Source organism: Pseudomonas sp. 18-147, from assembly GCF_051048045.1.
Taxonomy (GTDB): Bacteria; Pseudomonadota; Gammaproteobacteria; order Pseudomonadales; family Pseudomonadaceae; genus Pseudomonas; species Pseudomonas aeruginosa.
Genome location: NZ_CP182296.1, coordinates 4,031,611 through 4,043,914, shown reverse-complemented (window position 1 = coordinate 4,043,914; position 12,304 = coordinate 4,031,611). Strand labels below are relative to the sequence as shown.

The window sequence follows — 12,304 nt, the reverse complement described above, 5'->3', positions numbered from 1 at the left end:
GGCGTCGGCCGCCCGCCGTCCTGTCAGGGTTTCACCACCAGGCCGACGCCGCGGCCACGGGGATCGGAGGCGGTCTCCAGGGCCTTGCCGTCGACGCGGATGGCCTGGATATCGCCCATGTTCCAGCCCTGGTCCTCCAGGGTGTAGCCCATCGCCTTCAGCTCCTCGGCGACCTTGCCGGCGAGCGGCGCGTAGGCGTCGTAGTAGATCGTGTCCTTGGGCAGCAACTGGTGGTGCACGCGCTGCGCGGCCACGGCCTTCTCCAGCGGCAGGTGGAAGTCGTAGATGTTGTTCAGCACCTGGAAGATCGAGGTGAAGATCCGCGAGCCGCCGGGAGTGCCGACCACCAGGCTGACCTTGCCGTCGCGGGTGACGATGCTCGGGCTCATCGAGGAGAGCATGCGCTTGCCCGGCTCGATGGCGTTGGCGTCGCTGCCGACCACGCCGAAGGCGTTGGCCACGCCCGGTTTGGCGCTGAAGTCGTCCATCTCGTCGTTGAGCAGGAAGCCAGCGCCCTTGACCACCACGCCGCTGCCGAAGTCCCAGTTGAGGGTGTAGGTGTTGCTCACCGCGTTGCCGTCGGCGTCGACGATGGAGAAGTGCGTGGTCTGGTGCGGCTCCAGGCCGGGACGGACCTTCTCGGTCGGCGAGATCGCCGTCGGATTGACCTCGGCGGCACGCTGCTTCAGGTATGCCGGATCGGTCAGGCGCGCCACCGGGACCTTGGAGAAGTCCGGGTCGCCGAGGTAGTCGGCGCGGTCGGCGAACACGCGTTTCTCGATCTCCGCCAGCAGGTGGATGTAGCGCGCGGAGTTCAGCTCGACGCCCTTGAAGTCGGCGGCACGGTTTTCCTTGATGCCCAGCAACTGGGCCAGGGCGATCCCGCCGGAGCTTGGCAGCGGCGCGGTATAGAGCGTGTTGCCCTGCCAGTCGACGCGCATCGGTTCGCGCCACCTGACCTTGTAGTCGGCGAGGTCCTGGTGGGTGATCAGTCCCTTGTCCTGCTGCATCTGTGCCACCAGCAGGTCGGCGGTATGGCCTTTGTAGAACTCGTCCGGGCCCTTGTCGGCGATACGCTCCAGGGTCTTCGCCAGGTCCGGCTGGAGGAACGCCTCGCCGGCCTTCATGTGGCCGAAGTAGTCGCCGAAGTTGGTCTTGCCGTTGAACAGGGCGACGGCGTCCTGGCGGTACTGGAACTGCTTGTCGGCGACCTTGAAGCCCTTCTGCGCGTAGCCGATGGCCGGGGTCAGCAGCTCGCTCCAGGGCAGCTTGCCGAACCGCTTGTGGGCTTCCCAGAGGCCCATCACGGTGCCCGGCACGCCGGCGGCCTTGGCGCCGACCAGGCTGAGGTTCTCGATCACCTCGCCCTTGTCGTCCAGGTACATGGTCTTGCTCGCGGCCTTCGGCGCCACCTCGCGGTAGTCGAGGAAGTACGGCTTGCCGTCCATGTACAGGGTCATGAAGCCGCCGCCGCCGATGTTGCCGGCCTCGGGGTAGGTGACCGCCAGGGTGAAGGCGGTGGCCACCGCGGCATCCACCGCGTTGCCGCCGGCCTTGAGGATCTGCGCGGCGACCTTGGCGCCGTACTCGTCGGGCGCGGCGACGGCGCCGCCGTCGAGCGTGGCGGCGAAGGCCGAGGAGGATGCGGCGGCAATGGCGACGCCGAGGGACAGGGTTCTGAAGAGCACAGGTTGCATGGGCTTTCCCTATTTATTGTTATCGCAGGCGAGGGTGGAGCAGGCCCCCGCCGGGCGGGCCGGCGAGGGCGGGTACATCAGTGCGGGAGGATCTTGGCGAGGAACTGCTGGGCACGTTCGGAGCGGGCGCTGACGTCGCCGAAGAACTCCTCCTTCTCGCAGTCTTCCACGATCTGCCCGCGGTCCATGAAGATCACCCGGTTGGCGACCTTGCGCGCGAAGCCCATCTCGTGGGTCACGCACATCATGGTCATGCCTTCGTGGGCCAGCTGGACCATCACGTCGAGCACTTCGTTGACCATTTCCGGGTCGAGCGCCGAGGTCGGCTCGTCGAACAGCATCACCACCGGGTCCATCGCCAGCGCGCGGGCGATCGCCACGCGCTGCTGCTGGCCGCCGGAGAGCTGGCCGGGGTGCTTGTGCGCGTGCTCCTTGAGACCGACACGCTCGAGCAGGGCCAGGCCCTTCTTGGTGGCTTCTTCCTTGCTGCGGCCGAGTACCTTGATCTGCGCGATGGTCAGGTTCTCGGTGATGCTCAGGTGGGGAAACAGCTCGAAATGCTGGAACACCATGCCGACCCGCGAGCGCAGCTTGGGCAGGTTGGTCTTCGGATCGGCGATGGAGGTGCCGTCGACGACGATGTCGCCCTTCTGGAAGGGTTCCAGTGCGTTGACGCACTTGATCAGGGTCGACTTGCCCGAGCCCGACGGCCCGCAGACCACCACCACTTCGCCTTTCGCAACCTCGGTGGAGCAGTCGGTCAGGACCTGGAAGTCGCCATACCACTTGCTGACATTCTTGATGGAAATCATACGGTTAACCTTTTCTGCAGACGTTTGACGGCGAACGAGGCGGTGAAGCTTACGACGAAGTAGACCAGGCCGGCGAAAATCAGGAACTCGTTGGCCTGGCCGATGATGTCGCCGCGCGAACGGGCCGAATTGAGGAAGTCCATCAGGCCGACGGTATAGACCAGCGAGGTGTCCTGGAACAGGATGATGCTCTGTTGCAGCAGCAGCGGGGTCATCTTGCGGAACGCCTGCGGCAGGATCACCAGGCGCATGGTCTGCCCGTAGGTCATGCCCAGTGCCTGGGCGGCGCCCATCTGGCCTTTCGGGATGGCCTGGATGCCGGCGCGGACGATCTCGCAGTAGTAGGCCGCCTCGAACATCATGAAGGCCACCAGGCAGGAGGTGAACGCCCCCACCGGGGTGTCCTCGCCGGTGATCCAGCGCAGGATGAAGGGCACCGCGAAGTAGAACCAGGTGATCACCAGCAGCAGCGGGATTGAGCGGAAGTAGTTGACGTAGAAGCCGGCGATGTTCGACAGCAACTTGCTGTGCGACAGCCGCATCAGCGCCAGCACGGTACCCAGCGCGACGCCGCCGAGGACGCCGAGGACCATCAGCTTGAGGGTCATCAGCATGCCTTCCCAGAGGCTCGGCAGGGCGGGAACGATTCCACTGAAGTCCATCATTTACCTCCTACGGAGATCAGGCCCGGTACGGCGACCTTTCTCTCCACCAGGCGCATGATCAGCATCAGGCTCATGTTCAGCGTGAAGTAGATCAGCGTGGCCAGGGTGAAGGCCTCGAACAGGTTGGCGGAGAACTCGGCGGTCTGCTTGGTCTGCGCCAGCAGCTCCATCAGGCCGATCAGCGACGCCACCGAGGAGTTCTTGAAGATGTTGAGGAACTCCGAGGTCAGCGGCGGGATGATGATCCGGAAGGCCTGCGGCAGCAGCACGTGGCGGTAGATCTGCGGCAGGCGGAAGCCCATCGCGCGGGCCGCCGAGGTCTGCCCGTAGGGCAGCGCCTGGATGCCGGTGCGCACCTGCTCGCAGACCCGCGCGGCGGTGAACAGGCCGAGGCAGACGACCACGCTGAGGTAGGCCGAGGTAGTCGGGTTGAGGTCCTGCTTGAACCAGGTCTGCAGGCCCTCGGGCAGCAGGTCGGGTACCAGGAAGTACCAGATGAACAGCTGCACCAGCAGCGGCACGTTGCGGAAGATTTCCACGTAGGCGGTGGCGATCCCCGATACCAGGCGGTTCGGCACGGTGCGCATGACGCCGAGCAGCGAGCCCAGCGCCAGGGCGATGATCCAGCCGACCAGGGCGATGGCGATGGTCCAGCCCAGACCGGCGATGTACCAGTCGAGGTAGGTTTCGCTGCCGATCCCGGTGGACTTGAAGAACACGCCCCAGTCCCAGTTGTAATTCATGTTGGGGTTTCCCCTCGGTTCAATCGGTTGCAGACACTGGCGGGGAAGGCAGGCGCCGGCGCGGCCGTGCGGGCCGGCGGCGCTGCTCTTCCGGGGGAGACGGCTGGGGAGGGGCAGGCCCCTCCCGCGTCCCCGAGGCCCCGCTGCGAGGCGGGGGCGACGCGCGAAGCGCTGGCGCTCCGGGAGGAACGCCAGGCGCTCGTTACATCTGCTCGGCGGCCTTGTCGGTCGGGCTGGCGATCAGCTTCTTCAGCTCTTCGCTCATGGGGAAGTTGAGGTTCAGGCCCTTCGGCGGGATCGGCTGGGTGAACCACTTGTCGTAGATCTTGTTGACCTCGCCGGAGGCGTAGGTATCGGTGATGGCCTTGTCGACCACTTTCTTGAACGCCGCGTCGCCCTTGCGCACCATGCAGCCGTAGATCTCGAAGGACTGCGGGGTGCCGCCGACGACCCAGTCGTCCGGCTTCTTGGCCTTGGCCATTTCGCCGTAGAGCAGCGCGTCGTCCATCATGAAGGCCACCGCGCGGCCGGATTCGAGCATCATGAAGGACTCGCCGTGGTCCTTGGCGGAGATGATGTTCATGCCCATCTTCTTGTCCGCGTTCATGGCCTTGAGCAGGCGCTCGGAGGTGGTGCCGGCGGTGGTCACCACGTTCTTGCCCTTGAGGTCGTCGAAGTCCTTGATGTTGGCGGTCTTCTTCGACAGCAGGCGGGTGCCGACCTCGAAGATGCCGACGGAGAAGTCGACCTGCTTCTGGCGCTCTTCGTTGTTGGTGGTGGAGCCGCACTCGATGTCCACGGTGCCGTTCTGCACCAGCGGGATGCGGGTCTGCGAGGTGACCAGGTTATAGCGGACCTTCAGCTCGGGGAGGTTGAGTTCCTTCTTCACCGCCTCGACCACTTTCAGTTGCAGGTCGTGGGAGTAGCCGATCGGCTTGCCCGGCTCGGTGCCGAGGTAGGAGAAGGGAATCGAAGCGTCACGGTGACCGAGGGTGATGGTGCCGGTGTCCTTGATCTTCTTCAGCGTGCCGGTGAGCTCGTCAGCGACGACCGGAGCGGACAACAGAGCGGCCACGATGGCGGTGCTCAGCAGACTGGGAGCGATACGCATGAATTTCTTCCTCGACTTGTTTTGATTTTTATTGAGCCGCGAGCGCCTGGCCTCTCCGGGACAGGGTGTTTCGCGGTTTTCCCCGGCGGGGGAAGCCACGAGAGTATCGTGCTTGCCGAACAGTGTAGTGGCAGGATGCATGCCAGCTTATGAAATCCGGCTTTTTTTAGCCTAAATATTTGAAAGTAAAAGAAATTAAATTTGGATGAAAATGCCCCGAAATGGCCTTTCGTCCGCTCTTCCGAATATTTTCGGGGCATGGCGTTCGGTTTTCCGAACGTTTCGCCGAGGTCCGTTCTTGAGCCATTCCGGGTTTTTCTGACGGTTCGTTCAGAAATTGTTCAGGCTTCGTTCAGGCCCGATTCAGGCCGGGTTCAGCAGAATTCACGCTGCGAGGCGCAAGCCGTCACGTCTTGCCTTCCTTACCTGGCGACGGCCGCCTGGAGTCCCCATGCGCTATCTCATCCTCAGCCTGCTGGCCGTGCTCGCCGCACCTGCCTGGGCTGCCGACGACGGCGACTTCTGGTACCTGCAGACCAGCGTCTACACCCGGCATTTCAACCCGGATCCGGAACACAACAATCACCAGGACCTGCTCGGCCTCGAATACAACCGCGCCGATGGCGTGCTGGCCGGCGGCGCGACCTTCCGCAACTCGTTCAGCCAGCGCTCCAACTACGCCTACCTGGGCAAGCGCTTCGACAGTGACAGCTACCCGGTCTACCTGAAGCTCACCGGCGGCCTGTTGCAGGGCTATCGCGGCGAATACCGCGACAAGATCCCGCTGAACCGCTTCGGCGTCGCGCCGGCGATCATCCCCTCGGTGGGCGTTCGCTTCGGCCCGCTGGGCAGCGAGCTGGTGCTGCTCGGCAATTCGGCGGCGATGATCAACCTCGGCCTGCGTCTCTGAGGCCAGGAACGAGCACGGAACGCTGGCTGGTCTAGGCTGTCGTCTGTTCCCCGAGCCGCGTTCCTGAGCGGTTCGTCACTCGACAGGAGACTCCCATGCAGATCGATCTGAGCGACAAACTGGCAATCGTCAGCGGTTCCACCGCCGGCATCGGCTTCGCCATCGCCAGCGGCCTCGCCGCCGCCGGCGCCACCGTGGTGGTCAACGGACGCAGCCAGGCGGCGGTGGACCGTGCGATCGCGGCGATCCGGAACGGCCAGCCGGATGCCAGGGTGCGCGGCGTCGCCGGCGACCTGGGCACGGCGGAAGGCTGCGCGGCTTTCGTTGCGGCCGAGCCGAAGGCGGACATCCTGGTCAACAACCTGGGCATCTTCGAGCTGAAGGACTTCTTCGACATCGAGGACGCCGAGTGGAGCCGCTTCTTCGAGGTCAACGTGATGTCCGGGGTGCGCCTGGCCCGCGCCTACGTCCCGGGAATGGTCGAGCGCGGTTGGGGGCGAGTGGTGTTCCTGTCTTCGGAATCGGCGTTGAACATCCCGGCGGACATGATCCACTACGGCTTCAGCAAGACCGCCAACCTCTCGGTGTCGCGCGGCCTGGCCAAGCGCCTGGCCGGCACCGGGGTGACGGTGAATGCGGTGCTGCCCGGACCGACCCTCACCGAAGGCGTCGCCGAGATGCTCCGCGAGGATGCGCAGAAGGCCGGGCAGAGCATAGAAGAGGCCGGCACCGCCTTTGTCCGGCAGCACCGTTCCAGTTCGATCATCCAGCGCCTGGCGACGCCCGATGAAGTCGCCAACCTGGTGGTCTACACCTGCTCGACCCAGGCCTCGGCGACCACCGGCGCGGCCCTGCGGGTCGACGGCGGGGTGCTCGACAGCCTGGCCTGACGAGCGCGCAACGCCAGCGTAAAAATGCTCCTCGGCACTCGCGGCGCGGTGCCCGGCGGCCCTGGCCGGTTGCCGCGCCGGCGTCTGGCGGCGGCGCTCGTAAAGCTTGCGTAACGAGGCGCGACAGGAGGCGCCGGCAGGTCTAGAACGGCAGGTACCGTCATTCAGAGGATACCGCCACTCATGTCAGCAGCCTCGTTAGCCACCCTCGACGGGTCGCTCCGCATGACCCCCGTCGAGCAACCCCGACCGCCGGCTCTCGCCGACCTCGGCAGCCGCCTGATGATCGTCGTCGAGCGACGCGAGGACTGGGCCTCCTACCTGCCCAGCGAGGAAGTACTCACCGCCCAGGAATACCTCGAGCAATCGGCGCGCGACCACGGCGGCCGCCGCGTGCAGGTGATCAACCTGTGCCGCGGCTACAAGTACCTCGGCCTCGGCTACTACTGTTCGCTGCTGGCCGAGGCCCGTGGCCACCGGGTGATCCCGTCGCTGCGCTGCATCAGCGAACTGGCTCGCAAGTCGGTGTACGGGCTGGCCCTGGGTGGCCTCGACAAGGCCCTGGACAAGGCGCTGTGCCGTACGCCCTATGGCGCCACCGACGGCTTCACCCTGACCCTGTATTTCGGCCATACCGAGTTCGAGCCGCTGGCCGACCTCGCCCGCCAGTTGTTCGAAGCCTTTCCCTGTCCGATCCTGCTGGTGGAGTTCCGTCGCCAGCAGGGCTGGCATATCGAGGGCGTGCGCCCTGGCGTGCTGAACCGCCTGCGCAGCGACCAGGAGGACGTTTTCGCCGACGCCCTCGACGGTTTCAGCCGGCGCGCCTGGCGCATGCCGCGTTCGCGGCGGGTGGCACGCTACGACATGGCGATCCTCCACGATCCCGACGAAGCGCTGCCGCCGTCCAACCCGCAGGCGCTGGCCAACTTCGTACGGGTCGGCGCCAGCCTCGGCATCGACGTCGAACTGATCGGACGCAAGGACTACGCGCGCCTGGCCGAGTTCGACGCCCTGCTGATCCGCGAGACCACCCGGGTCGACCACCATACCTATCGCTTCGCCGAGAAGGCCGAGCGCGAAGGCCTGGTGGTGATGGACGACCCGGCATCGATCCTGCGCTGCACCAACAAGGTCTACCTGGCCGACCTGCTTGGTTGCCGGCAACTGGGCATGCCGCTCACCGAGATCCTCTACAAGGAACGCCCGCAGGACTGGCAGCGGGTGGCCCGGCGCCTGGGCTTCCCGCTGGTGCTGAAGATTCCCGATGGCTGCTTCTCCCGTGGCGTGGTCAAGGTCAACGACGACAGCGAACTGCTGGCGGCGGCGAGCGAGCTGTTCGAGCGCTCGGTCCTGTTGCTGGCCCAGGAGTTCTTCTACACCGAGTACGACTGGCGCATCGGCGTGCTCGACCGCCAACCGCTGTACGCCTGCCAGTACTTCATGTCGCGCGGCCACTGGCAGATCTACAACCACAAGGCCGACGGCCAAGACGTCAACGGCGAGTGCCGCGCCGTGCCGCTGGAGCAGGTGCCGCCGGCGGTGCTGGAGCTGGCCCTGGAGGCCGCCGGGCGGATCGGCGACGGCCTCTACGGGGTGGACCTGAAGCAGGCCGGCGACAAGGTGCTGGTCATCGAGGTCAACGACAACCCGAATATCGATGCCGGCGTCGAGGACGGCCAGCTCGGCGACGAACTCTACCGGCGCATCCTCCAGGCCTTCGTCCAGCGCCTGGAACTCAAGCACCGTGGCCAGTTGAGCAAGGCGCTGCGCTGAACGGCGCGCCTCAGTCCGGCCGGCGCGTGGCCAGGCGCAGGCCGGAGCCGCGGGCGAGGGCTGCCGGCCTGACGCAACGGACCCGGTAGCGGCCGCGCTCATCGATCTCGATGCCCTGCAACTCGGGAGCGAAACCGGGAAAGTGCTCGCCGAAGGCCTGCAAGGCCAGCAGGTAGTCGATCAGCGCCGGTGATTCCTCGGCCACCCGTTCGCCGGGCAACAGCAGCGGCGTGGCCGCCGGATGGACGCCGACCAGGCTGGCGACCACACGGCCGCCGAGCCTGTCGATCGCCACCGCTTCGGTTTCGTCCCTGACCAGGTGCCCATAGACCGTGGCCGGCGCCAGCGCGGCGTGGCCGGCAGCCCTGGCGGCGGCGTCGGCGAGGGCGGTCAGGTGCAGCCGCAGGCTGGCTTCGTGGATCATCGCGCAGAGTTCGCGCAGGCCGATGTAGCGGTACAGCGGCGAGCTGTCGAGCAACTCCGGCAACACCTGCTTCAGCGGCGCATCGTCGTCGTGCCGGCGTTTGAATTCGCACAGCCTGTCCACCAGCGGCTGCGCGTGTTCCGCCCTGGCGCCCTGGGGAAACAGCAGCAGGAAGCGATAGTCGCCGGTGCGCAACGGGGCGATGCCGTGCCGGCGCAGGTAGCGGCAGACCACCGCGGCGGGTACTCCGAAGCTGGCCGGGCGACCGCGCGAATCGAGGCCGGGGGCGCTCAGGGCGACGCGCAGCGGGTCCAGCCGAGGACTGCTGTCGAGTGTCTCGGCGAGCCCGTGCCAGCGCTTCGCCGGCGTCTCCCGGCCGGCCTCGATGCCAGGCCCCGGGTTGCCCCGCAGTATCTCGAAGAACCACGTATCGCCATCCTCCCTGGCGAGCCGCGCAGCGGCTTCCCAGAGCGCCCGGCGAAAGGCCTCGGCGATGTCGCCGGCGTGCGCCGCCGGGGCTCCTGCGGACGTCTTGCGGTAGGCCGTGGAGAGGTCGTTCAGCGGTGTCGCCAGGCGCTCCGCGGTGCTCCCCGAGCCGATCCGCCACTGCTTGGCCGGCGCCAGGTCGAGGCGTGCGCGGCCGTTGTAGCGGGCGCTCACCGGCGTGCGCGGGACCGGCGGGGCATAGTCGCGCAGCCGCCTGGGGCCTGCCGGGGCGCGCCATTCGCGCAGGTCGCTGTCGATGCGCTCGGCGATGAAGCGTGCGGGGCCGGCGGCCAGGTTGAAGCATCCCTGGACCTCGTCCAGTAGCTGGCTGGACAACTGCTCGATGCGCAGTTGACGAAACAACAGGAACAGCGGGATGGACGGCGCGACCTGGCGGAGTTCATCGAGGGCCGCTAATTGTGCGGCTTCGTTCTCGCCTGTCGGCTCCGCGACGAGCAGGAGGATGCCGGCGGGGTGCGCGGCGTTGCCGAGAAAATCCAGGGCGACCTTGCGGCTTGGCGCCTGGAAGAGCCTATAGCCGCGTATTTCCAGTTGTCGACAAAGCTCGGAAAGACGATTCGCATCATTGGCCGCGTTTATGTTGGAAGTGACGAGTATTGAATGACGCGAAGGATTGTTTCGAGACATGCTGTTGTCCTTGTCCATTCGAACCGCTCGGTTTCGCCGGCAAAAGCGTCGCCCGGCACGCCGAAGGCTCTCGCGAGGCGCGACTAGTGATTGATGATGTACTTGGCGCTGGCGAAGGTCGGCGGGATATAGAAGTTCCACTTCTTTTGCCGGGCGAGTGCCTTGAAGGCGCCGATGCAACTGCAACCGACCTTCTGGAAGATGTTGCTCTTGTGGAACTTGACGGTACTCAGGGAGCGGCTGATCTGTTCGGCTATTTCTTTTTCCGAGAGGCCGGAAAGCAGCAGGTAGATCACGTCCCATTCGCGCGAGGTGAACAACTCCGAGGGGGGCGTGAAGGTGAAGGTACCGATGCCGTCGGTGGCGATGAAGCCGCGCGGGGCGACCGAGGTCAGGGTCTTGGCATGGGCGATCACCCCGGTGCGGTTGCCGCGCCGGTCATACAGCGGCATGCGCTCGAAGTACAGGCAGCAGGGCGCCGGATGGTCGTCCGGCCTGAGCAGCGCCAGGGCCTCGATGCGCTTGCCGGTCTGGATGACCAGCTTGTCGTGCTCTTCGATGCTGGCACTGAAGGGGGACAGCAGGGAGTTCTTCTGGCCGAACCGCGGGGTGATCAGTTCGGTATAGCGACGATTGACATAGACGAAGTTGAGACAGTTGTCTTTCACACTCCAGGCCTCTTCGCTCTGCTCCCAGGAAATGATCAGTTCGATGGGAATGTGCACCGACATGTGGTGAGTCATGTCCAGCAGCTTTTCGATATCCAATAGCGTCATTGGCTACTCCACTCATTTACATGTGGGCGGGTCTTTGAATGGAAGAAAGATGGCGAGGCGAGTGCGTGCCGGGATGTTCGTTGGGACCTGCGGAAGTTTCTCTGGCAAGTGCTATCTTCTTTTCGGTGGCGTTCGACTCCTGCGTCTGCGAAGTGTTACCGGAGCAACTACGCCGGGGCGCAATTCGATTTCAGGTTATATCCGCGACCTCATGCCCAGGCTGTACTTTTGATCGAGTTTTTTTGCGCTGTTCTAATAGGGGCGGGCGCGTTGTTCGAAAAGTCGATTGACAACTGACGGAGGTGGCCAGGGTCCTATCGAACAATTCCAGGAATTCCCTTTTTCCAATGCGCGATGCCACCGGTCCGTACTTCGCTCGCCGGGGCCGTTGCGCGGCTATGGTGGAAGTCCCGAGGCCTATCGAGGCTTTGTCATGTCGCGTGTGCTTTTCCTGCTCCTGGCCATGGTGCTCGCCGGCCTGGGCCAACCGACCCTCGCCGCGCCCCTGCCGGACGAGCTGCCGGCAGCGTTGCCCGCCGCGCCGCCGGTCGCGCCGTTGCCCATGGGCAGCGCGCCACAGCCGCAACCGGAGGCCGCCGAGCCGGACCTGCCGGGTAGCGACGCGGCCAGCGCCGACGGGGAGGCGACGACCAAGGACGGCTTGAAGATCGGCAACGGCAGTCTCCGCCTGCGCCAGGACGATCCCGGGCCGACCCGGGAAAGCCCGCTGCGCGATCCCCGCCTGAATCCCTACGCACCGCGTCAGCCCTGACCGACGGCCCGCGCCCGGTGGTCGGGCGGGTCTAGGCTTGTGCTGCGGTCGGCGGCGTTCCACGGCGAGCGCCGACCGTTCGTCCGCGCCGCGGGCTTTTTTCCCCGCCACTGTCGAAAGGCGCCCTCGCCGGGCGACTACCGAACGAACGGATCGTCGATCCGCACCAGGAGCCCACCGCCATGAAATACCTCTGCCTGATCTATTTCGACGAAGCGAAGCTGGCCGCCGTGCCGGCCGAGGAGCTTGCCGCCATCGTCGACGAGTGCATGACCTACTCCGACCAGTTGGGCAAGGCCGGCCACTACATCGCCTCGCACGCCCTGCAGTCGGTGCAGACCGCCACCACCCTGCGCCACCAGGGCGGGCGGCTGGCGATGACCGACGGGCCGTTCGCCGAGACCAAGGAGCAACTCGGCGGCTTCTACCTGATCGAGGCGCGTGACCTCAACCAGGCCCTGCAGATCGCCGCGAAGATTCCGCCGGGACGGCTCGGCTGCGTCGAGGTGCGACCGGTCAAGGAATGGGAGTGAGGGCGCCCGGCGCCGGAGGTGAAGCATGTGCCCCCTGTGCATCGCATCCCTGTCCCTGCTGTGC

At 65.8% G+C, this 12,304-nt stretch carries 12 protein-coding genes; 5 read left to right on the top strand and 7 right to left on the bottom strand.

Annotated elements, in window-relative coordinates:
* Window positions 1–23: 23 nt before the first annotated feature.
* From ggt to ACM0M4_RS19105, 5 genes are all read right to left on the bottom strand, one after another.
* Complete coding sequence (ggt, locus tag ACM0M4_RS19125; RefSeq protein ID WP_003086881.1) at window positions 24–1,697, bottom strand: gamma-glutamyltransferase; 1,674 nt, start codon at window positions 1,695–1,697, stop codon at window positions 24–26.
* Window positions 1,698–1,774: 77 nt separating this feature from the next.
* Window positions 1,775–2,509: an amino acid ABC transporter ATP-binding protein gene (locus tag ACM0M4_RS19120; RefSeq protein WP_003082761.1), complete on the bottom strand. Its 735-nt coding sequence runs from the start codon at window positions 2,507–2,509 to the stop codon at window positions 1,775–1,777.
* Window positions 2,506–3,174 (bottom strand): amino acid ABC transporter permease, encoded by a 669-nt coding sequence (locus ACM0M4_RS19115; RefSeq protein ID WP_003082765.1) that lies wholly within the window; start codon window positions 3,172–3,174, stop codon window positions 2,506–2,508. Before ACM0M4_RS19115 ends, ACM0M4_RS19120 begins: the two co-directional genes overlap by 4 nt.
* Window positions 3,171–3,917 carry an amino acid ABC transporter permease gene (locus ACM0M4_RS19110; protein ID WP_003082767.1) on the bottom strand — a complete coding sequence of 249 codons (747 nt, stop codon included), beginning with the start codon at window positions 3,915–3,917 and terminating at the stop codon, window positions 3,171–3,173. The genes ACM0M4_RS19115 and ACM0M4_RS19110 overlap by 4 nt, the downstream gene beginning before the upstream one ends.
* A 202-nt stretch (window positions 3,918–4,119) precedes the next feature.
* Window positions 4,120–5,028 carry a glutamate/aspartate ABC transporter substrate-binding protein gene (locus tag ACM0M4_RS19105; RefSeq protein WP_003124984.1) on the bottom strand — a complete coding sequence of 303 codons (909 nt, stop codon included), beginning with the start codon at window positions 5,026–5,028 and terminating at the stop codon, window positions 4,120–4,122.
* A gap of 451 nt (window positions 5,029–5,479) precedes the next feature.
* Here ACM0M4_RS19105 and pagP point away from each other — a divergent pair, with 451 nt between their 5' ends.
* The 3 genes from pagP to ACM0M4_RS19090 all read left to right on the top strand — a co-directional run bounded on the left by pagP (window position 5,480) and on the right by ACM0M4_RS19090 (window position 8,601).
* Window positions 5,480–5,938, top strand: coding sequence for a palmitoyltransferase PagP (gene pagP / locus ACM0M4_RS19100; RefSeq protein WP_003082771.1), 459 nt, complete (start codon window positions 5,480–5,482; stop codon window positions 5,936–5,938).
* A gap of 95 nt (window positions 5,939–6,033) precedes the next feature.
* Complete coding sequence (locus ACM0M4_RS19095; RefSeq protein ID WP_012614328.1) at window positions 6,034–6,828, top strand: SDR family NAD(P)-dependent oxidoreductase; 795 nt, start codon at window positions 6,034–6,036, stop codon at window positions 6,826–6,828.
* A gap of 183 nt (window positions 6,829–7,011) precedes the next feature.
* Window positions 7,012–8,601 (top strand): RimK family alpha-L-glutamate ligase, encoded by a 1,590-nt coding sequence (locus ACM0M4_RS19090; RefSeq protein ID WP_016253675.1) that lies wholly within the window; start codon window positions 7,012–7,014, stop codon window positions 8,599–8,601.
* Between the two features lie 10 nt (window positions 8,602–8,611).
* Here the strand turns inward: ACM0M4_RS19090 and ACM0M4_RS19085 are convergent, their stop codons facing one another.
* Both ACM0M4_RS19085 and ACM0M4_RS19080 read right to left on the bottom strand, forming a co-directional pair.
* Window positions 8,612–10,177 carry an aminotransferase class I/II-fold pyridoxal phosphate-dependent enzyme gene (locus tag ACM0M4_RS19085; protein ID WP_023086414.1) on the bottom strand — a complete coding sequence of 522 codons (1,566 nt, stop codon included), beginning with the start codon at window positions 10,175–10,177 and terminating at the stop codon, window positions 8,612–8,614.
* Window positions 10,178–10,242: 65 nt separating this feature from the next.
* Window positions 10,243–10,935: a helix-turn-helix transcriptional regulator gene (locus tag ACM0M4_RS19080; RefSeq protein ID WP_003082787.1), complete on the bottom strand. Its 693-nt coding sequence runs from the start codon at window positions 10,933–10,935 to the stop codon at window positions 10,243–10,245.
* A 433-nt stretch (window positions 10,936–11,368) separates the two neighbouring features.
* Here ACM0M4_RS19080 and ACM0M4_RS19075 point away from each other — a divergent pair, with 433 nt between their 5' ends.
* Complete coding sequence (locus tag ACM0M4_RS19075) at window positions 11,369–11,707, top strand: hypothetical protein (protein WP_003112384.1); 339 nt, start codon at window positions 11,369–11,371, stop codon at window positions 11,705–11,707.
* Between the two features lie 182 nt (window positions 11,708–11,889).
* The gene (locus ACM0M4_RS19070) at window positions 11,890–12,240 is read left to right on the top strand and encodes a YciI family protein (RefSeq protein WP_003082795.1); all 351 of its coding nucleotides are present in this window, start codon (window positions 11,890–11,892) and stop codon (window positions 12,238–12,240) included.
* Window positions 12,241–12,304 lie beyond the last annotated feature (64 nt).

What these genes read in the sequence shown, in the direction of transcription:
- ACM0M4_RS19105 (WP_003124984.1), bottom strand. Translation starts at nt 5,028, where the DNA reads ATGCGTATCGCTCCCAGTCTGCTGAGCACCGCCATCGTGGCCGCTCTG.
- ACM0M4_RS19110 (WP_003082767.1), bottom strand. Translation starts at nt 3,917, where the DNA reads ATGAATTACAACTGGGACTGGGGCGTGTTCTTCAAGTCCACCGGGATC.
- ACM0M4_RS19095 (WP_012614328.1), top strand. Translation starts at nt 6,034, where the DNA reads ATGCAGATCGATCTGAGCGACAAACTGGCAATCGTCAGCGGTTCCACC.
- ACM0M4_RS19120 (WP_003082761.1), bottom strand. Translation starts at nt 2,509, where the DNA reads ATGATTTCCATCAAGAATGTCAGCAAGTGGTATGGCGACTTCCAGGTC.
- ACM0M4_RS19075 (WP_003112384.1), top strand. Translation starts at nt 11,369, where the DNA reads ATGTCGCGTGTGCTTTTCCTGCTCCTGGCCATGGTGCTCGCCGGCCTG.
- ACM0M4_RS19090 (WP_016253675.1), top strand. Translation starts at nt 7,012, where the DNA reads ATGTCAGCAGCCTCGTTAGCCACCCTCGACGGGTCGCTCCGCATGACC.
- ACM0M4_RS19070 (WP_003082795.1), top strand. Translation starts at nt 11,890, where the DNA reads ATGAAATACCTCTGCCTGATCTATTTCGACGAAGCGAAGCTGGCCGCC.
- pagP (WP_003082771.1), top strand. Translation starts at nt 5,480, where the DNA reads ATGCGCTATCTCATCCTCAGCCTGCTGGCCGTGCTCGCCGCACCTGCC.
- ggt (WP_003086881.1), bottom strand. Translation starts at nt 1,697, where the DNA reads ATGCAACCTGTGCTCTTCAGAACCCTGTCCCTCGGCGTCGCCATTGCC.
- ACM0M4_RS19080 (WP_003082787.1), bottom strand. Translation starts at nt 10,935, where the DNA reads ATGACGCTATTGGATATCGAAAAGCTGCTGGACATGACTCACCACATG.
- ACM0M4_RS19085 (WP_023086414.1), bottom strand. Translation starts at nt 10,177, where the DNA reads ATGGACAAGGACAACAGCATGTCTCGAAACAATCCTTCGCGTCATTCA.
- ACM0M4_RS19115 (WP_003082765.1), bottom strand. Translation starts at nt 3,174, where the DNA reads ATGATGGACTTCAGTGGAATCGTTCCCGCCCTGCCGAGCCTCTGGGAA.